Below are 18,670 nucleotides of genomic sequence, written 5' to 3' on the forward strand. Positions count from 1 at the left end.
GAGCTCACAGCAGGATATAGTCGCTGTACTGCCGTAAGCCGTCATGGGGTCCTTCGATCAAATGCACGTAACGGTCGTTCACCCAGTCGATCGGCAGGCAATCGTCGACGTCCAGTACCGCGTCGGTATGCGGCTTGAGCCAGTCTGCCTGCAGGCGCTGCTTGCCCAGTTGCCTGGCCTCGGCCTTGTCCCTGGCCACCACCAGCAGGTAGTGGTGTGCCTCGCCAAACACCCCGGGCTCGTAGCCGCCAAGGTTGATGAAGAACAACCTGGGATCGTGTGGGCCAGGTGCTACCTGACTGAACGCGACGCGGTAGCGATCGATACCGTCGACTTCCATCCATGCGTCGATGTGCAGGCCCGTTCGGCTCCCGAACCAGGCTTGGCGCAGATGGGGGTAGGCCTGTTCAAGTGAGTCCGCCTGCGCGAACAACACGTCGTGGACCTCGATATTGGCCCGTGGGTGGCGTCCACCGAGCATGACGACGTACAGCATGAGCAATTCCTTCTATCTCGACTTTCATGGGTGTTCGATAACGGGGGCGAGTCTTACAGAAATGTGCATGCTGGGCATCAAAATCTGTACATTGCTCGTCAGATATGTGTACAAGCGTCTACTATTGTATAGTATTTAACAAAGTGCTCGAGGTCAGAATGGCGCACCCTGCACGTTGGACCTGTCTTTGCCTGCTGCTAGCCGCCATGTCGTCGGCGGCAGACTGGCGAGCGCAACTGCCTGCGGCGCAACGGCTGGGCGCCGGTGATTTCACCTGGTTTGGCCTGCGGCTGTATACCGCCCGGTTATGGGCAGTTGGCCCGGTTCAGGACTGGAACCAGCCGTTCGCCCTTGAGCTGCTCTATCACCGTTCATTGTCCAGGGACACGCTGGTCAAGGCCAGCCTTGAGGAAATGCAACGCCTGGGTGGCGGCAGCATGACGGCACAGCAACGCGCGGCATGGACCAGGGCGATAGAGCAGGCATTTGTGGACGTGACGCCTGGCATGCGCATCACGGGCCTATACCTGCCGGGGCAGGGTTGCCGCTTTTACGTCGACGGCAAGCTGAGCCACGCGATCGATGATCCGGTGTTCGCCCGGGCCTTCTTCGCCATCTGGCTTGACCCGCGGGCCAGAGACCCCCAATTGCGTCAGCGGCTGCTTGGGCTGGCTGGCGATGACCGAGGAGCCTGAACATGTACAAAGCGCTGTTGCTAGCTGCCTGCCTGCTACTTGGCAGTTGTGGCAATGTCGGTATCGAGCACTATGGCCAGGAGCAGCCGAAGCTGGACCTGGCGGCGTTTTTCTCGCGCCCGGTTCAGGCGTGGGGGATGTTCCAGAAGCGTTCCGGAGAGGTGGTCAAGCGCTTCCACGTGCGCATCGACAGCCGCCGCGAGGGTGAAAGGCTGATCCTCGACGAACACTTTCTCTATAGCGATGGCACACGCCAGCAGCGTACCTGGACACTGGTGCCGGACGGCCCCGGGCGCTGGCGGGGAACCGCGGGGGACGTGATCGGCGAGGCGCGTGGCGAGGTGGCGGGCAATGCGCTGCGATGGCGTTACCAACTGGACCTGCCGGTCGATGGGCGGCACTGGCAGGTAGACCTGGACGACTGGATGTACCTCATGGATGACGACACCCTGATCAACCGCTCGAGTATGAGCAAGCTGGGCGTTGAGATTGGCCAGATCACCTTGTTCTTCCGCCGCCTGCCAGAGGGCACACCATGAACCTGATCGCGCTGACCCAGCTGGTTTCGACCGGCGAAGCCAAGGAACTTGAACTGCTGTCGCTGGAGGGGGGCTTCTACCTCCTGCGCGCCCTGACCGACGCCGGCCCTGTGACATTGAGCGATGCCCAGGGGCAGCCCGTGCGCGTGCGCTCCACGACCGAACTGCGGCAGTTGCTGGCCGACCTGCCGCCGGTGCCGTGCATGCTGGTGCAGCAGGTGGTGCACGATGAGATGTGCGGGCAACGCGACGGCCCCATCGCGCCGCTGCGCGTACCGGTAACGCTCACCAGCCAGTGGTAGCCCGGACGATGCGCCTGGGCCTGGTGCTGGGTGACCAATTGTCGTTTGACCTGGCAAGTCTGGCGTCCCTTGATCCTGCTCGCGATGCGGTCCTGATGGCGGAAGTGGAGGGGGAGGCCCGATACGTACCGCATCATCCGCTGAAGATCGTTCTCATCTTCAGCGCCATGCGGCATTTTGCCCAGGCCCTGCGTGAACGGGGTTGGCAGGTGCACTATGTCGAGCTGGATGCCGAGGGTAACAGCGGCAGCATCGTGGGTGAGTTGCGTCGATGGCAACAAGCCTTGGGCGCTACCCACATTCACTTGACCGAGTGCGGTGAGTGGCGCCTGGAGCAGGCCTTGCGTGATGCCGCACTGCCGCTTGTGTGGTTTCGCGACACGCGTTTTCTGTGCTCCCGTGAAGCCTTCGGGCGCTGGGCCACAGAACGTCGCCAGCTGCGCATGGAGCACTTCTATCGTGGCATGCGCAAGCGAACCGGCCTGCTCATGGAGCCTGACGGCAGCCCGGCAGGTGGGGCCTGGAATTTCGATGGCGACAATCGTAAGCCATTGCCACGGCAGCTGCGTGGCCTATTCGCTGCGCATTTTGCGCAAGACGACATCACGGCAGCGGTGGTGGCCTTGGTGCGTCAGCGCTTCAGCGACCACTACGGGGGCGTCGACGGTTTCGACTACCCCGTGACCCATGCCGAGGCACAACAGCTGTGGCAGCATTTCCTGGATTTCGGCCTGGCGGCTTTCGGTGACTACCAGGATGCGATGGCCGAAGGCGAGCCGTACCTGTTTCATGCGCGCATCAGTGCGGCGCTCAACATCGGCCTTCTGGATGTACGTCGTCTGTGCGACGACGTCGACACAGCCTGGCGCGAGGGGCGGGTGCCGCTCAATGCAGCCGAAGGCTTCATTCGCCAGCTGATCGGCTGGCGTGAGTATGTGCGTGGCATCTATTGGCAGCGCATGCCGGCGTATGCCGAGCTCAATCACCTGAACAACGACCGGGCGCTGCCAGAATTCTACTGGACCGGGCGCACCCGCATGCGCTGCATGGCGCAAGCCATCGGGCAGACCCTGCGGTTGGGCTACGCTCACCATATCCAGCGGTTGATGGTTACCGGCAACTTCGCCTTGCTGGCCGGTATCGTGCCAACCGCAATTTGTGAGTGGTACCTGGCGGTCTACATGGATGCCTTCGAATGGGTCGAACTGCCCAACACGCTTGGCATGGTGATGCACGCCGACGGCGGCTACCTGGGGTCCAAGCCGTACTGCGCCAGTGGTCGTTATATCCAGCGCATGTCCGATCATTGCAAGGCTTGCAGTTACAGGGTCGACCAGGTGACTGAAGAGGAGGCCTGCCCATTCAATGCCTTGTATTGGCATTTTCTCATTCGCCATCGCCCCCAGCTCTCGGCTAACCCGCGCCTGGCCCTGGTCTATCGCAGCCTTGATGGCATGCCCGCTGGCCGTCGCGATGCCGTGTGGCAACGTGGCCAGTCATTGCTGGCGCGGCTCGATGCGGGGCAGGCGTTATGAAAAAGAGCCTTCTGCCCAGCAAGGTTTGCGTGGCGTGTGGCCGGCCGTTCACCTGGCGCAAGCGCTGGGCACGCTGTTGGGAGCAGGTGCGCTACTGTTCCGAGCGATGTCGGCGGTCAGCGCCGCGCCGCGATGCGCGCCAGCAGGGGCAGGGCCAAAGCCCATACCGGCATCAGTAGCAGGCTGGTTTCCAGCGCGCCCAATGGCAAGGCGACACCTGCCAGCCTGGCGCCGCCTACATAGGCCAGGGGGCCGCCAAGCGCCCCCAGCAGTGCGCCGATTCGCCAGTGCCTGCCGGCCCATGCCAGGCTGTGACGCATTCCGCTGGCCAGCACCAACCACAGCAGCGCTAGCCACAGCGGCAGGGGCCAGGCGTCGAAACCGAACACTCCCAGTACTCCCAGCACGCTGTCGAGCACGCAGCCGACAAAGGTGACACGCAACAGCGCCTTGAGCTCGGCATTGATGTCCGGGCACAGGCGCAGGTGCACTGCCACGCCCGGAATCACCAGCAGCAACAGCAAAGGCCGCTCGGCCCCCAGCACGCAGACCCACCAGCCGGCTTGCAGCCAGAGGGCATTGGCGATCAGCCAGCGGCTGGGCATCAGGCACCGCCAGGCAAGGGCGCGCGGCGTGCCTGGGGGGCTGCCCAGAGCAGGTGCGCTACACCGATGGCGCGTTCCTCGAATCCGCCCTGGCAGTAGCAGAGGTAAAACTCCCACAGGCGCTGGAACATGTCGTCGTAGCCAAGGTCCGTCAGCGCAGTGCGTGCCTGACGCAGGTTTTCGCGCCAGTGTCGCAGGGTGTGGGCGTAGTCCAGGCCAAAATCTTCCATGTGCACAAGGTTCAGGCCAGTGTGCCGGCTGGCGGTGTCGAGCAACACGCTTAGCGAAGGCAGGGCGCCACCGGGGAAGATGTACCGCTGGATAAAGTCTACCGAGCGTTGCGCCTGGGCATAGCGCTGGTCGCGGATGGTGATCGCCTGCAATAGCATCAGGCCTTCAGGCTTGAGCAGCGAAGCACACTGGCGGAAATACACCGGCAGGTAGCGATGACCGACCGCTTCGATCATCTCGATCGAAACCAGTTTGTCGAACGTGCCTTGAAGGTCGCGGTAGTCTTCGCGCAGCACTTGCACGCGCTGCCCCAGCCCCAAGGCCTTGACGCGTTCCAGGGTATGGCTGTACTGCGCCTCGGAGAGCGTCGTGGTGGTGACCCTGCAGCCGTAGCGGGTGGCTGCGTGGATAGCGAGGCTGCCCCAGCCGCTGCCAATTTCCAGCAGGTGATCGTCAGGGCTCAGTTCGAGCTTCTGGCAGATGCGCTCCAGCTTGTGCAACTGGGCCTGCTCCAGTGTTTGCTCAGGGTGTTCGAATTGCGCAGCCGAATACATCATGGTGGGGTCCAGCAGCCGCTCGAACAGGGCATTGCCCAGGTCGTAGTGGGCCAGGATGTTGCGCCGGGCACCGCGCTTGTCGTTGCGGTTGAGCCGGTGCAGCAGGCGCAGGGCAGGGCGGCCCAAGCGGGCCAGGCCGCCCTCTAGCGCGTCAAGCACTTCAAGGTTGGCGACGAACAGGCGGGTCACCAGCGCCAGGTCGGGGCTGCGCCAATAGCCGTGAATGTAGGCTTCGCCAGCACCGATCGAGCCATTGCCGGCGATCAGGCTCCAGGTGGCGTCATCGAGGATCTCCACCTCGGCCTGGAACGGGCTGTCGGCATCACCGAAACTCCACTGCTGCCCGTGGCTGAGCAGGCGCAGGTGGCCGTGACGCAGCTTGCTCAACTGGGCGAGCACGGCGCTTCGTGCCAGCCCGCCGAGCAGTGGCGCAAGGCCTGCGAACTTGCTAACGCTCAGGGTGGGATTTGACATCATCAAGGTCCTCGCAAGGTTGGCCGAGTGCCAGGTCACGCTGGCAGGTGGTGTGGTCATGCACGGGGGTGCGTTTGAGTAACAGGCGAAGCGCTTGCCAGTAGATGGCCGAGACAGTGCGCAGGCTCATCCATGGGAAGTTCAGGACATACCGACGTAGCGCTGCTCCATCCAGTGGCTTGCGGCGCAGGGCGAGATCGGCCTCGAACACCTTTGTGCCGCCTTGCCAGTTCTGCATCTGAATGCGTACATGGTCCGTGTCCAGGAAAAAGCGCAGGCGATAGTCCATGTCCAACGGCATGAACGGCGACACATGGAAGGCCTTGCCGACGCTGAAGGGCCTGGCAAGGTTGCCTTGCACCGGGAGTACGTAATGAAAGCGTTCACGCCAGGGCGTGTTGCGCACTTCCATCAGGATCGCGCTCAGGCACCCGTCGCGGTCATGGCAGAAATAGAAGCTCACCGGGTTGAACGACAGCCCCCAGCAACGCAGTTGCGTGAGCAGCTGTACCCGGCCTTCGGGCAGGTGCCCCGTCGCCTGCCCGACCAGCAAGCGTGCAGCCTGGGCCAGCGATTCGCCTTGGCGGGTCAGGGCGGGCAGGTAGTCGGTCTCGCGCCAGCACAACGGCGCCAGGCGCCAGCGTCCCAGCCAGCGTGACAGGCCCATCAGCCGGGATTGTTCGTCCAGGTCCAGGTAGAACATGCCGATCCGGTAGCGGAACGCGTGGACCCGCGGCGTCAGCCGACGGTGGCTGATCCAGCCCAGGCAGAGGCTGCTGTTCACAGTTGCTCTCCGAAGTGCGCGGCCACCTTCAGTGCGCTGACCACCCCGTCTTCATGAAAGCCATTGCCCCAGTAGGCGCCGCAGAAGTAACTGTGCTGTTGCCCTTGCAGTTGCTCCTGGCACGCTTGCGCGGCGGACGCTGCAACGCTGTACTGGGGATGGGCGTACTGGAAGCGGGCGATCACCTGCGCCGGGTCTATCAGTGCGGTCTGGTTGAGGCTTACGCAGAAGGTTGTCGGTGCCTGGATACCTTGCAGAATGTTCATGTTGTAGGTCAGCGCGGCGGGAGCCTGCTCGGGGCCGCCCAGGCGGTAGTTCCAGCTGGCCCAGGCGCGCTGGCGGCGTGGCAGCAGACGGGTATCGGTGTGCAGCACCACGTCGTTGCTGGCGTAATCGATGGCGCTGAGTACGGCGCGCTCCTGATTGCTGGGGCTTTCCAGCAGTGCCAGGGCCTGATCGCTGTGGCAAGCGAACACCACATTGTCGAAGCGCTCGGTGCCAGCCGCGCTCACGAGGGTCACGCCACCTTCGTCGCGGCTGACCCGGTAGACCTTGCAGTTGAGGCGGATGCGCTCAGCGAACGGCCGGCACAGCGGTGCGACATAGCTGCGCGAGCCGCCTTTGATCACCCGCCACTGTGGACGTTGGTTGACCGACAGCAAGCCGTGGTTGCGGCAGAAGCGCACGAAGAACTCAAGCGGGAAGTGGAGCATGTCTGCGCGAGACATCGACCAGATCGCCGACCCCATCGGCACGATGTAATGATCGATGAAGCGTTGCCCATAGCGGTTCGCTTGAAGGTAGTCGCCCAGCGTGGTGCTGGCATCGATACGCTGGTTGTCCAGGTCGGCCAGTGCCTGACGGTTGAAACGCAGAATGTCCCGGATCATCCCCCAGAACCCTGGGGACACCAGGTTGCTGCGTTGGGCGAACAGGGTGTTCAGGTCGTGGCCGTTATATTCCAGGCCCGTAATCGGGTCATGCACGGAAAAGCTCATCTCGGTCGGCTGCGATGGCACCTGAAGCTGGTCGAGCAAGCGGATGAAGTTCGGGTACGTCCAGTCGTTGAAGACGATGAAACCGGTATCTATTGCATGGCGCTGGCCGTTCCAGACCACATCAAGGGTGTGCGTGTGGCCCCCGACCCATTGCTCAGCCTCGAAAACCGTGACTTCGTGCTTGCGTGACAGCAAATGGGCGCAGGTCAGCCCCGCGATGCCACTGCCGATGATTGCTATACGCATGGATCATCATTCCTGTTCATGACGGGCGAGGCGTTGGCCCAGCGCCAGGCGCAGGCGCGCGGGTAGCGCCCCGAGCAGGCGCAACACCAAGGTGAAAAGACCGGGGAAGTTGATTTCCAGGGGGCGGCGGGGCAGGCGCCTGGCGATATGCCGGGCGGCACGCTGCGCAGACCACAGCTGTGGCATGGGGAAATCGTTGCGACGGGTCAGTGGCGTGTCCACGAAGCCTGGGCTCACCAGGGTGACCGCGATGCCCTCGCGGGCCAGGTCGATTCGCTGTGACTCCACCAGATAGCGCACCGCGGCCTTGGACGCGCCATAGGCGCCGGCGCGGGGCAAGGCCAGCCAGGTTACCGAACTGCCCATCACCACCAGGTGGGGGCGCTGGCCGGCGCGCAGCAAGGGCAGTGCTGCCGCCAGGCAGTAGCTGACGCCCAGCAGGTTGGTGCGCATGACGCGCTCGACCAACGCCGGATCGAAATGCCCAGGCTCCAGGTATTCGCAGGTGCCGGCATTGAGAATGGCCATGTCCAGGCCTCCCCAGGCCTGCTCGATTTGCGCAGCGATGCCGGCGACCTGCTCCGGGTTGTCAAGATCGCCAATGGCCAGCAATGCCTGCCCGGGAAACCGTTCGGCCAGCGGGGCAAGGCGGTCGACGTTACGCCCGCCCAAGGCAACCTGGTGGCCTTGCTCCAGGAGGACTTGCGCGAGCGCGGCACCGATACCGCTGCTGGCGCCGGTCAGCCAACAGCGGCTCATGCCAGCCTGCCTTTGAGCCAGCGGATCGCAGTGCCCATGACGGGAAGGTGCTCATAAAGCAGGGCACCGGCGTCGAAATAGTCCTGGTGAAAATGCACACGGTCGCGCCAATGCAGGCAGCTACAGCCTTGCAACGTGATCGGCTGGCCGCCAGCAAGGCGCGGGTGACAAAACTGCAGTGTCCAACGCAGGTAGCCCTGCCCGGGCGTTACCTCGTCGGCGCTGGTGAAGGCGTAGCGGATATCGGTGGCGTTGGCGTACAACTGCTCGAAGTAGGCACGCAGGGCCTGCAGCCCCTGTATCTGGTGCAGGGGATCACGAAAGGTGACATCGTCGCTGTACAGTTTATCCAGCGTGTCGAGGCTAGCCCCATCAAGGCGGGCGAAGCGCTCGGCGAATTGCTGTAGGTACGCTGACATACTGGGCTCCAGGGCAATCCTGTACAAAATCGAATTGTTGTACAGGTATAACTGAAGCCTAAGCCTTTATCTATACAAGTCAACGGTCTTGTATAGGTTTTTTGTCAGCGCTTGGCCTTGCCCTGCTGCCGGCGCAGCTCCGCCACTTCAGCCTCCAGCTCGCGAACCCTTTCCTCGGCGAATATTTGCGCTGTGACATCGCGCTGGATGCCAATGTAGTAGGTCAACTGGTCCGCCTCGTTGTGCACGGGTGTGATGGACAACTCGTTCCAGAACAGGCTGCCGTCCTTGCGGTAGTTGCGCAGCACCTGGCAGCAGGGGCGGCCTTCGCGGATCGCCTCGCGGATAATTGCGATGCCCGGCTGGTCGTGATCCTCGCCCTGAAGAAAACGACAGTCCTGATAGAGGATATCGTCGGCGCAGTAGCCGGTCAGGCGCTCGAAGGCCGGGTTGACGTAGATAAGGATGCTCTCATTGCCTTCCTGCTCGGCGACAACGATGCCATCGTTGGAATGTTCGACCATCAGTTGCAGGAGTTTTGCGTTGATCATGGGGCTCACCTACAGGCATTTCGTATGCGATGTGCGCCAAAGGCTTCCGTGCAGTAGCTTTTGGCGCTGTTTGTTGCATGATGAACCAAGGAGGCTCGCCGCAGAAGGTGCATCTGGGTTTAGAATGTATCACCCCTTGAATGACACCTCGTTATGACCGACGCCACCCCACCCGAATTGCTACCCATGCGCGATGTGGTCAGCCTGACCGGCATCAATCCGGTGACCTTGCGTGCCTGGGAGCGGCGTCATGGGTTGATTCGCCCGCAGCGCACCGAGGGCGGCCATCGCTTGTACACGGCCCAGGATGTCCAGCGCATACGCGACATCTTGCGCTGGACCGCCAACGGCCTGCCCATCAGCAAGGTGGGTGACAGGCTCGCCGGCCAGCCTGAGGCGCCTGTGCAGCAGCCCTCGGCCTTTGACGACTGGCGCGCCGCCGTTGCGCGCGCTTGCAGGGCATTCGATGCGCAGGCGCTGGAAGCGGTCCATGGACAGCTGTTCACACTTTTGCCAAAGGCCACGGTGCTGCGGGAAGTGCTGATGCCGGTTTGGCATGAGCTGGCTTCAGGCAGTGCGCCAGGCCAGCGTAGCCAATGGCTGTTTCTCGATACGTTCTTGCGCGCCCGGCTGCTGCTGCGCTTGCAGATGAACCAGGTCGATGCGCCGCGGGTGCTGCTGGCGGGTACCGAGGGGCAAGCCGAATGCCAGGTGTTGTGCGCCGGGCTGCTGTTGAGCAGCGAGCGACAACGCATCGAAGTGCTCGGCTGCGGGCAGCCGCTGGAAGAGCTCCCGTTGCTGTGTGCGGCGATGCAGCCTGCGGCACTGGTGATCGCGCTGCAGCCACCGGTGAGCCCTGCCTTGGCCAAGCGCCTGCGCTCGCTGCAGATGGAAATTGATTGTCCGCTGGCCTTGACGGGCGAGGGGCTGGCCGGTGTGCAAGCGGCCTTGCACGGGCTGCCGGTATGCCTGCTGGACGAGCAGGGTGCTGACGTCGCGCGCGTGCTTGACGCCTTGCTCAGGGGGGCGCTGGACGTTTGAGCCTGGCCCTGCGCGATGCTCAAGGGGGTTGGGCGCATAGCGGGTTCGTGGGGGCCTGCTCGGCATGCTGGCCCCTTGTCGGCATCATCCCGGTCTGTTCGCTCCCCTGCTGGGGGGGCGCAGACCGAAACAAGATCCTCGAGCAATCGGGGCGCAACACGCCCGTCATCGGCTTCACCGTCTGCTACGGCGCCGCCAATGTCCTCTTGGCGGAAGGTCACTGCTCATTGCGCTGACTGGCTCCCGAGGCCTCATTGCTCACGCATCGTTTTCAGGTTTGGACGGGCTCGCGTGTCACTGCTCCCTGGGCACGAGGTTTACGGGGGTTCGCACAGTGCTTAGTTCGCGGGCACGAGGATCACGAAGTTCTTCTTCATGTCTTCCACTACGGTCCACTTGCCCTTGGCGCCCGGTTCGATAATGAACGTGTCGCCAGCGGCCAGTGTGACCGGGGCGCAACCCTCAAGCTCGATGACGCAGCACCCACTCAGGACATGGCAGAACTCCCAGACTTTGTAGTCAATGCGCCACGCCCCGGTGCTGGCTTCCCATTCTCCGGAAATGCGACCTTGCTGTTCATCGTGATAGTACTTGGACGTCAGCGTGTGAGGGGTGCCTTCCAACACTTCTTCAAAGAAGGGCAGGTCGCGCAGCGGTTGGATATCCAGTTCGCGGAACACGGTCAGTTTCTGGTTCATGGCTGTTTCTCGAGCACGTTGTGAGTAGGGCGATACATTAAATAGGCTTCACCGGTGACGCCCAGCATCGGGTGCGGAACGATCTGGCAGGTTTTCACAATTTGAAAACCATGACGTTCGTAGAAGCGGCGTGCACCGTGGTTTTCCGCATAATCGATCAGGCACAGTCCATCGAGGCCTGCGTCGTCAGCGCGCTGCTGGGCGTGGCGAAGAAACTCGGCACCCAGCCCCTGGCTCCGCCAGGCCTCATCCAGTGCCAGGCTGGATATGTACAAGGTATCGGGTATTTCCATGTCGGAATAAGGCGCGAGGACGGGGTCGGTTTCGACTGGCCTGTCAGGGGTCGCGCGCAAGGCATAGCTATGCATCATGCCGATGACGCGCCCTTCGAAAGTGGCCATCAGGCAGTTCTTGTATGAAAAGTCGCCCTGTTCTCTGGCATAGCGAGACGCACCGACACTCAGCAATGCTTCTCCAGGTGCGGCGAGCTTGCTCCATATGTAATCGGCCATGCCCTCCGATGTCAGTTGAAAGAAGCGCGCAATATCATGCGCGTCCGAGACTCGAGCGGGTCTGAAGTCGATAGGCATGTACAGTGCTCCCATGGTGCCGGGGTCAGTTTTCAAGGGTTACGCCTTTGGCTGGGGGCAGGGTAGACGGTTATAGCGGTTCCCATGATGCTCTGCGCGAACACCATCAGCATGGCGTGCGACACTGCCTTCATGCCCAAATGCTCGTGGCCGTACAAGGCTCAGGATGGCTTGGTTAATCAATCGTGCAGTCGCCGGAGGTCGTAAGGCGAAAAACGGGCGGGGCAGCGCGGTGGCTGCCCCAGGTGTTGCTGCAACGGCGCTTCAGGCCAGGTTGAGGCGATGGATGACCTGGGTCGGATCATCCGGGTCGGTACTGGTGGTGAACCCTGCTGCCTTGGCCAGGTCGCGCATCGCCAAATTGGCGGCTGAGTCGATCGAGTACATCTGCCGCAGGCCCTTGGCCCGGGCATGGTCGGTAAGGTGCTTGAGTAACAGGCGGCCCAGCCCATGATGTTGCCAGCTATCGAGCACCGTGACCGCGCACTCGCATTCATCCTTGCCGGCAATGGCGGCGTAACGGGAAATGCCCACCTCTTGTAGCTCGCCGTCCACATGGGCGAGGGCGACGAAGGCAGCTTGTCGGTCCTGGTCGATTGCCATCAACTGGTCGAGCATGGCTTCATCGGGCGCCTTGATCTGGCACAGGAAGCGAAAATGCCGCGACTGCGGTGACAGTCGCTCGATGAAGGCCCTTTCGCGCTCCCGGTCCTTGGCTTGCAGTGGCCTGATCAGGACATGGGTGCCATTGTCGAGGGCTTCGATCCAATGCTCCCCCGCCGGCTTGGGAAACGAGGGAGCGGTGTAGTGACGGGAGGGTTCTGTGGGCGCCATGGCAGTCATCCTCGTGTGTCGGAAATGAACAATGGAGGTGTAGTTTCGACGCTTGGCCCTGCGCGGACTTGATAGTTGTCAATTCCACGGTTGCCGGTTTTTGTCATCGGTCAGGCGGGGATCGAAAGCGGATCGTCCAAGAGCAGGGACGCTCCGCCCACATCAAATGCGCCGGGGTCATGCGCCAGAGCCCGGGCGGTTGGCAATCAGCTCGGCGACCAGGGCGCTGGTATCGACGATATCCAGTTGCTCCAGGCATCGCACAGGCAGGCGAAAGGGGGCGATGCTGTCGGCCACCAATACCCGTTCGAACGCGCCGCTGTCGAACAGCTCGCCACCGGTGGTGAACAGGCCGTGGGTGGCCGCGGCCAGCATGCGGCTGGCTCCGGCCTGCCGGCAGGCCTGGGCAGCGCGTAACAGCGTCTGCCCCGTGCTGATCAGGTCGTCGAACACGATGACGGTGCTGCCTGCCACGTTACCGACCAGGTGTTCGCCGCTCAGGCCTGCCTGTTGGCGGTGTTTTTCCATCATGGCCACCGAGACCGGGCGCGCCAGCAGGTGGGCCAGGGCCTGGCGAAACTGCTCGGCGCGTTTGACGCCACCGATATCCGGTGATACTACCGTGACCGCCTGCTCACCGAGTAGCGGGGCCAGGCGTTGGGCGAATAGCTGGGTGCATTGCAGGTTCCAGCTCGGGATTCGGTAGGCGTTGTCGAAGGCGCTGGGGTTGTGCACGTCCAGCGCCACAATGCGGTCCACGCCGCAGCTTTCCATCAGCCGAGCCACATGGCGGGTGATGATAGCGTCCTGAAACTCCACCTTGCGGTCCTTGCGACCATAACAGAGGTAAGGCGTGACTGCCGTCACCTGGCGGGCAGCAGCGTCCTTGAGTGCGCCACAGAAGAACAACAACCGGCATAGCTTGTCATGCGCGCTGTGGTGCGCGTCACCATACAGCGAGTGAAAGACGATGACCGATCGACCGTCCACCGATTCGCCAGGCCAGCACTTGTGCTCTCCGTCCTCGTAGTCGCGCTCTTCATGTGCAGACAGTGTCCTGCCCAGGCGTTGCGCCACGGCACTCCCATAGGCCTGGCTGCCTTGCAAGGCGAACAGCAACGGCGGTGTGTCATTCATGCCCTGCGCTCCAGAGGTCGTTCACAGCAACATGAGCTGCATGGCACTGTGCGGTTTGATGAGTATCCAGTTGAGCATAGCCAGCGGGCGATCGTTCAACCGTGAATCGCCAGAATACTGGAGTGAATCTTGTACAGGGTTTGCTCTGTAGTACTGCCGACGACCTTGCTCACCCCCTCGTGGTAGAGCGTGCCCATCACCACCACATCGAAGCCTTGCTGGTTCGCGTATTCGCTGACCACGTTACGGGCAGCACCCCGCACCAGGTGCAGGTGATCTGGCTTGATGCCATAACGGCCGCCGAACGTCGCCATGCGCTCGCGCGCACGACCGGACATTTCCTCGACCAGTTTGTCTGTCCAGGCCACGGGTGCGGCGGCATAGGCGACGAAGCTGGCGCTGGGTTCGTAGGCCTGCAGCAGGTGCAGTTGCGCCTTGCAGCGTTGTGCCAGTGCCTGTGCCGATTGCAGGATGTGGTCGTTGAGCTTGTCGATCAGCGGGTCGTGCTCGACCAGGTCCACGGCGACAAGTACGCGCGCTGGCAGCTTCGTTTCAGCCTGGGCTACCAGGTGCAGCGGGATCGGGCAGCGGCGTAGCAATTGCCAGTCCAATGGCGTGAGCAGGGCACGGCTCAAGGCGGTTTCGTGCTGGATGTCCTTGATCACCATCCCTATCCGGTGCAGTTGGGCCAGCCGGATCAAGTCCTTGAGCGGGTCTTGATCGTCCAGCGTCTCGGCGTAGGCGGTAATGCCCAGCTCGCCCAGCGCCTTCACCTGGTCAGCGAGCCAAGCCTTTCGATGCTCGGCGTCCTGCTTGCGGGCGTTTTTGCGTAGCACCTGGTCCAGGGTTGCCAGGCGCGAGGGCAATTGACTGAGCGCCACCAGATGCAAGGTGGCACCTGTCGCACTGCTCAGCGCCTGAGCACGCGTCAGGGCAGGCGAAGGGTGCAGGTCTGGATGGCAGATCAGCAGGAGTCTTGAGTAAGTGTTCATGATGGCCTCCACCGCGGTGGCAGCCTCGATGAAGGCCCACCGGTTCAGGCCAAGCGTGACGCAGTGGGGCTCGATGACCTTGATATTTATCAAGATTGGCTGAATGTCAGCTTCGATAACGGTTGCGGTGCGTCGTTTATCGCCGCGTTCTGCGCAGGTGACAACTCAGGCGGACACCATCACCCTTGATTCTGAAATTCTAAAGGTGTGTTCGCCGGCCGCTAACATTTATCTGCGCCAAAGCTTGATACTCAATGAGCCGCCGAAATTGCTGAATAGGAGATGCCTTTGATGGAGTTACGCCAGCTTCGTTACTTTCTGAGTGTGCTGGAGTGTGGCAGCCTCGGCAGAGCCGCGCTCGAAACGGGCGTTGGGGTATCTGCGTTGAGCCAGCAACTCACGAAGCTCGAAAGTGAGTTGAGTACCCGCCTGCTGACACGCTCTAGCGTTGGCGTCACGCCCACCGCGGCAGGCTTGGCATTCGAATACCATGCGCGCCTGACGCTGCGCCAGGCCGATTACGCCATGTTGGCCGCACGCAGTGGGCGTATGAGTGGGTACGCCAGCGTCGGTATGGCACCCACCACGGCTTCGGTGTTGGGCCTGGCGCTGATCGCCAGGATGCGTGAGCGCTACCCTGATATCCGTCTTCATTTGGTGGAAATGCTGTCGGGCTACCTGGTGAACCAGCTCAATACTCGGCACCTGGACTTGGCGGTGTTGTTCCAGCTGGAGGCTGGCATGCGGCTGGATGCGCGGCCGCTGCTGGAGGAGCGGCTGTTCGCATTGGTTCCGGTAGCCTTGGTCAAGGCTGACTGGGGGACGTCGCTGACGTTGCAGCAGATCGCCTCGCTGCCCTTGGTGATGCCCAGCGCCCAGCATGGTCTTCGCGCCACGTTACGCGTCATCCTGGAGCGCGTCGGATTGGACGCGAATATCGTCATGGAGGTTGATGGCCTGTCGCTTCTCATGGATTGCGTCAGCGCAGGTCACGCCGCGACGATTCAACCCGGCGCCACTGTGGCCCGGGCCATGCAGGCAGGCCTGCGGGTGTTTTCGATCGACGATCCGCAAGCTCAGCGTCGCAACTTGGTGGTGAGCCTGGTCGATGATGAACTCTCGCCTGCTGCACTTGCCACGCGAATCGTGCTGCATGAAGTCTCCCGCGATTTGGTGCAGCAGGATCGCTGGCCTGGGGCGCGTTTGCTGTGAGCGCCTGCGAACGACCGTCCCTTTAGAAAAACTGAAGACCTCCCCCCTGCAATCGTGTTTCGCCCAAGGTACGAGACCCCCTAGAGTCCGGGGTCCGCGAGGAGCTGCCCAACCCTGGCTTCTCGCTCCCTGGAGGCGACATGATCGATGTACTTGTCATTGGCGGCGGCAATGCTGCCCTCTGCGCCGCGCTGATGGCGCGCGAGGCCGGCGCCAGCGTGATGCTGGTGGAGGCCGCGCCCCGCGCCTGGCGAGGCGGCAACTCCCAACACACCCGTAACCTTCGGTGCATGCACGATGCCCCGCAGGACGTGCTGGTGGAGGCTTACCCCGAAGAAGAGTTCTGGCAGGATCTGCTGAAGGTTACTGATGGCCAGACCAACGAGGCCCTGGCGCGTCTGGTGATTCGTGCCTCGTCCGACTGCCGTGGCTGGATGCGCCGCCACGGTGTGCACTTCCAGCCCTCGTTGTCGGGTGCGCTGCACACTGCACGGACCAACGCTTTCTTCATGGGCGGGGGCAAGGCCCTGGTCAATGCTTATTACCGCAGCGCCGAGCGGCTTGGTGTGCAGGTGCGCTACGACAGCCCGGTGTGCGATCTGGAGTTGCGCGATGGACGCTTCATCGCTGCCCACCTGGCGGCCCGCGACGTCGACGGGCGGCGCCTGCCCGCCGAGCGCATCGAGGCGCGCAGTTGCGTGCTGGCGGCCGGCGGCTTCGAGTCCAATCGCCAATGGCTGCGTGAGGCCTGGGGGCAGAATGATCGCGGCGAGTGGCCGGCGGACAACTTCCTGGTGCGGGGCACGCGCTTCAACGACGGCGCGCTGCTGCGGCGCATGATCGACCTAGGTGCCGACACCATTGGCGACCCGACCCAGGCCCACATGGTCGCCATCGATGCCCGCGCACCGCTGTACGACGGTGGTATCTGCACGCGCATCGACTGCGTGTCGCTTGGCGTGGTGGTGAACCGCGACGGCCAGCGTTTCTACGACGAAGGCGAGGATTTCTGGCCCAAGCGCTATGCCATCTGGGGGCGCCTGGTGGCCCAGCAGCCTGGCCAGGTGGGGTTCTCGATCATCGACCAGAAGGCCCTGGGCCGCTTCATGCCGCCGGTGTTCCCTGGCACCCGCGCCGAGAGCCTCGAGGCCTTGGCCGTAGCCCTCGAACTGCCGGTGCCTGCGTTTCTCGAGACCCTGCGCGCCTACAACCAGGCATGCCGCCCCGGCACGTTCGACCACACCCGGCTGGACGGTTGCTGCACCGACGGCGTGCAACCGGTCAAGAGCCATTGGGCCTTGCCGATCGATAAGCCGCCGTTCTTCGGTTACCCGCTGCGTCCGGGGGTGACGTTCACCTACCTCGGCCTGCGCACCGATGCCACGGCTGCCGTGCATTTCGGCGGGCGGCCCAGTCCCAACCTGTTCGTCGCCGGCGAGATGATGGCCGGCAACGTGCTGGGCAAGGGATACACCGCCGGTGTCGGCATGTCCATCGGTACCGCGTTTGGCCGCATCGCCGGCACTCAGGCGGCGGCCGCCGCCGGCCATTGTATTTACCCCCTGGAGGCCCAGCATGACTGTGCAAATGCCTGATCCCCGCGTGTTCGACCCCGCCCCGCCACAGGCCGAGCTGATCCCGCTGCTGAACCTGGACGAGCAGGAGGTGGACCGGCAGATGCGCATCTGCAACGCCTGCCGTTATTGCGAGGGGTTCTGTGCCGTGTTCCCGGCGATGACCCGTCGACTCGACTTCGGCAAGGCCGACATCCACTACCTGGCCAACCTCTGCCACAACTGTGGCGCCTGCTTGCACGCTTGTCAGTACGCCGCACCGCATGCGTTTGCGGTGAACGTGCCGCAGGCCATGGCCAAGGTGCGCGGGCAGACCTACGCTGAGTACGCTTGGCCGGCCCGGTTCGGGCAGCTCTACCGGCGTAATGGCACCTTCGTCGCCGTGGCGTTGGCGCTAGCGCTGTCGCTGTTCTTGCTGCTGGCCTTGCAGGTCAACGGCACTTTGCTGCCTGGGCGGCTGGCCGGAGATTTCTACGCTGTGTTCCCGCACAACACCTTGGCGCTCTTGTTCGGTGGCGTGTTCAGCGCTGCCGGGGTGGCGCTGGCCGTGGCGTTGAGGCGCTTCTGGCGCACGGTGTCGCCCGCCCAAGCGCGGCAACCGGCCAACGGTGCGCTGCCGGAGGCGGCGAGCGCAGTGCTGACGCTCAAGTATCTGGATGGCGGCCATGGCCAAGGCTGCAACAACGCCGACGATCGCTACACGCTGTGGCGTCGACGCTACCATCATTTGACCTTCTACGGCTTCATGCTGTGCTTTGCCGCCACCGTGGTCGCTACCGGTTATCACTACCTGCTGGGCCTGCATGCACCATACCCGCTGCTGAGCCTGCCGGTGGTCCTCGGCACCCTCGGGGGTATCGGCCTGATCGTCGGGCCAGCGGGCCTGCTGGCGTTGAACCTGCGCCGCCCGCCAGAGCATGGCGATGCCGCGCAGCGCCCCATGGACCGTGCGTTCATCCTGCTTCTGCTGTTGGTCAGCACGACCGGTATGGCGTTGCTGGCCCTGCGTGACACCGAGGTGATGGCGATCCTGCTGGCCGTGCACCTGGGCACCGTCATGGCACTGTTCGTGACCTTGCCCTATGGCAAGTTCGCCCATGGCCTGTTCCGCAGTGCCGCGCTGCTGAAGTTTGCGATCGAAAAGCGCCGGCCTGACTCTCATAGCTTGGGCGGGGACTGAACCCTGCACGGAATGCGATGCGACACCGTGTGTTCAGCCTGGCGAGCAACGCAGTGGCCACCGTGCTGATCTCGCTGTCCCAGGGTGCCTGAGAACGCGAAACCCTGCTGCGCCGCCTGAATGGTCCGCCGAACCTCATCGCCACGGCCGACCGAATGACACAAACGCCTACCTGGCATCAAGCGATGCCGGGTGGGGAAGGGGGCCGTCTACCCGTCGGG

General features: G+C 63.1%; 22 protein-coding genes. 9 read left to right on the top strand and 13 right to left on the bottom strand.

Features of this window, described 5'->3' with window-relative positions:
• Nucleotides 1-4: 4 nt before the first annotated feature.
• Nucleotides 5-496 carry a DUF1543 domain-containing protein gene (locus tag ACF8FG_RS06010; RefSeq protein WP_053868136.1) on the bottom strand — a complete coding sequence of 164 codons (492 nt, stop codon included), beginning with the start codon at nt 494-496 and terminating at the stop codon, nt 5-7.
• 158 nt (nt 497-654) lie between these two features.
• Here ACF8FG_RS06010 and ACF8FG_RS06015 point away from each other — a divergent pair, with 158 nt between their 5' ends.
• From ACF8FG_RS06015 to ACF8FG_RS06035, 5 genes are read left to right on the top strand one after another with little or no spacing between them, the layout of a single operon-like run.
• Nucleotides 655-1,191, top strand: coding sequence for a chalcone isomerase family protein (locus tag ACF8FG_RS06015; RefSeq protein ID WP_019436669.1), 537 nt, complete (start codon nt 655-657; stop codon nt 1,189-1,191).
• 2 nt (nt 1,192-1,193) lie between these two features.
• A complete protein-coding gene (locus tag ACF8FG_RS06020) occupies nt 1,194-1,730 on the top strand; it encodes a DUF3833 domain-containing protein (protein ID WP_014591335.1) in 537 nt (178 codons plus the stop codon).
• Nucleotides 1,727-2,032: a DUF6482 family protein gene (locus ACF8FG_RS06025; protein ID WP_003254009.1), complete on the top strand. Its 306-nt coding sequence runs from the start codon at nt 1,727-1,729 to the stop codon at nt 2,030-2,032. The genes ACF8FG_RS06020 and ACF8FG_RS06025 overlap by 4 nt, the downstream gene beginning before the upstream one ends.
• A gap of 8 nt (nt 2,033-2,040) precedes the next feature.
• The gene (locus ACF8FG_RS06030) at nt 2,041-3,567 is read left to right on the top strand and encodes a cryptochrome/photolyase family protein (RefSeq protein WP_053868138.1); all 1,527 of its coding nucleotides are present in this window, start codon (nt 2,041-2,043) and stop codon (nt 3,565-3,567) included.
• Nucleotides 3,564-3,746: a DUF2256 domain-containing protein gene (locus ACF8FG_RS06035; RefSeq protein ID WP_076402962.1), complete on the top strand. Its 183-nt coding sequence runs from the start codon at nt 3,564-3,566 to the stop codon at nt 3,744-3,746. The genes ACF8FG_RS06030 and ACF8FG_RS06035 overlap by 4 nt, the downstream gene beginning before the upstream one ends.
• On the opposite strand, the gene ACF8FG_RS06040 is transcribed toward ACF8FG_RS06035, so the two are convergent.
• The 7 genes from ACF8FG_RS06040 to ACF8FG_RS06070 all read right to left on the bottom strand — a co-directional run bounded on the left by ACF8FG_RS06040 (nt 3,684) and on the right by ACF8FG_RS06070 (nt 9,191).
• Nucleotides 3,684-4,172 (bottom strand): DUF2878 domain-containing protein, encoded by a 489-nt coding sequence (locus tag ACF8FG_RS06040; RefSeq protein WP_318081830.1) that lies wholly within the window; start codon nt 4,170-4,172, stop codon nt 3,684-3,686. The two genes, ACF8FG_RS06035 and ACF8FG_RS06040, sit on opposite strands and share 63 nt — an antisense overlap.
• Nucleotides 4,172-5,434, bottom strand: a complete 1,263-nt coding sequence (locus tag ACF8FG_RS06045) for a cyclopropane-fatty-acyl-phospholipid synthase family protein (protein WP_019436666.1) — start codon at nt 5,432-5,434, stop codon at nt 4,172-4,174. The genes ACF8FG_RS06040 and ACF8FG_RS06045 overlap by 1 nt, the downstream gene beginning before the upstream one ends.
• Complete coding sequence (locus ACF8FG_RS06050) at nt 5,409-6,218, bottom strand: DUF1365 domain-containing protein (RefSeq protein ID WP_318081831.1); 810 nt, start codon at nt 6,216-6,218, stop codon at nt 5,409-5,411. The genes ACF8FG_RS06045 and ACF8FG_RS06050 overlap by 26 nt, the downstream gene beginning before the upstream one ends.
• Nucleotides 6,215-7,462, bottom strand: coding sequence for an FAD-dependent oxidoreductase (locus ACF8FG_RS06055; protein ID WP_318081832.1), 1,248 nt, complete (start codon nt 7,460-7,462; stop codon nt 6,215-6,217). The genes ACF8FG_RS06050 and ACF8FG_RS06055 overlap by 4 nt, the downstream gene beginning before the upstream one ends.
• A gap of 6 nt (nt 7,463-7,468) precedes the next feature.
• Nucleotides 7,469-8,221, bottom strand: coding sequence for an SDR family oxidoreductase (locus tag ACF8FG_RS06060; RefSeq protein ID WP_070383852.1), 753 nt, complete (start codon nt 8,219-8,221; stop codon nt 7,469-7,471).
• A complete protein-coding gene (locus tag ACF8FG_RS06065) occupies nt 8,218-8,640 on the bottom strand; it encodes a nuclear transport factor 2 family protein (protein ID WP_014591328.1) in 423 nt (140 codons plus the stop codon). The genes ACF8FG_RS06060 and ACF8FG_RS06065 overlap by 4 nt, the downstream gene beginning before the upstream one ends.
• Before the next feature lie 104 nt (nt 8,641-8,744).
• Nucleotides 8,745-9,191: a PAS domain S-box protein gene (locus ACF8FG_RS06070; RefSeq protein ID WP_014591327.1), complete on the bottom strand. Its 447-nt coding sequence runs from the start codon at nt 9,189-9,191 to the stop codon at nt 8,745-8,747.
• 153 nt (nt 9,192-9,344) lie between these two features.
• On the opposite strand from ACF8FG_RS06070, the gene ACF8FG_RS06075 reads away from it, so the two are divergent.
• The gene (locus ACF8FG_RS06075; protein WP_392518634.1) at nt 9,345-10,232 is read left to right on the top strand and encodes a MerR family transcriptional regulator; all 888 of its coding nucleotides are present in this window, start codon (nt 9,345-9,347) and stop codon (nt 10,230-10,232) included.
• A 338-nt stretch (nt 10,233-10,570) separates the two neighbouring features.
• Here the strand turns inward: ACF8FG_RS06075 and ACF8FG_RS06080 are convergent, their stop codons facing one another.
• From ACF8FG_RS06080 to ACF8FG_RS06100, 5 genes are all read right to left on the bottom strand, one after another.
• Nucleotides 10,571-10,930, bottom strand: coding sequence for a cupin domain-containing protein (locus ACF8FG_RS06080; RefSeq protein WP_003253997.1), 360 nt, complete (start codon nt 10,928-10,930; stop codon nt 10,571-10,573).
• Nucleotides 10,927-11,520, bottom strand: a complete 594-nt coding sequence (locus tag ACF8FG_RS06085; RefSeq protein WP_076403836.1) for a GNAT family N-acetyltransferase — start codon at nt 11,518-11,520, stop codon at nt 10,927-10,929. The genes ACF8FG_RS06080 and ACF8FG_RS06085 overlap by 4 nt, the downstream gene beginning before the upstream one ends.
• Nucleotides 11,521-11,784: 264 nt before the next feature.
• Nucleotides 11,785-12,354: a GNAT family N-acetyltransferase gene (locus ACF8FG_RS06090; protein WP_014591324.1), complete on the bottom strand. Its 570-nt coding sequence runs from the start codon at nt 12,352-12,354 to the stop codon at nt 11,785-11,787.
• 177 nt (nt 12,355-12,531) lie between these two features.
• A complete protein-coding gene (locus ACF8FG_RS06095; protein WP_019436662.1) occupies nt 12,532-13,491 on the bottom strand; it encodes a ribose-phosphate pyrophosphokinase in 960 nt (319 codons plus the stop codon).
• 95 nt (nt 13,492-13,586) lie between these two features.
• A complete protein-coding gene (locus ACF8FG_RS06100) occupies nt 13,587-14,576 on the bottom strand; it encodes a universal stress protein (protein ID WP_023390328.1) in 990 nt (329 codons plus the stop codon).
• A gap of 198 nt (nt 14,577-14,774) precedes the next feature.
• On the opposite strand from ACF8FG_RS06100, the gene ACF8FG_RS06105 reads away from it, so the two are divergent.
• The 3 genes from ACF8FG_RS06105 to tcuB all read left to right on the top strand — a co-directional run bounded on the left by ACF8FG_RS06105 (nt 14,775) and on the right by tcuB (nt 18,449).
• Nucleotides 14,775-15,695, top strand: coding sequence for a LysR substrate-binding domain-containing protein (locus tag ACF8FG_RS06105; RefSeq protein ID WP_014591321.1), 921 nt, complete (start codon nt 14,775-14,777; stop codon nt 15,693-15,695).
• Between the two features lie 140 nt (nt 15,696-15,835).
• Nucleotides 15,836-17,290, top strand: a complete 1,455-nt coding sequence (gene tcuA, locus ACF8FG_RS06110) for an FAD-dependent tricarballylate dehydrogenase TcuA (RefSeq protein ID WP_318082124.1) — start codon at nt 15,836-15,838, stop codon at nt 17,288-17,290.
• The gene (tcuB, locus tag ACF8FG_RS06115; protein ID WP_392518635.1) at nt 17,271-18,449 is read left to right on the top strand and encodes a tricarballylate utilization 4Fe-4S protein TcuB; all 1,179 of its coding nucleotides are present in this window, start codon (nt 17,271-17,273) and stop codon (nt 18,447-18,449) included. The genes tcuA and tcuB overlap by 20 nt, the downstream gene beginning before the upstream one ends.
• Nucleotides 18,450-18,670: the final 221 nt, after the last annotated feature.

The organism is Pseudomonas sp. YQ_6 (assembly GCF_043103245.1).
Taxonomy (GTDB): Bacteria; Pseudomonadota; Gammaproteobacteria; order Pseudomonadales; family Pseudomonadaceae; genus Aquipseudomonas; species Aquipseudomonas alloputida.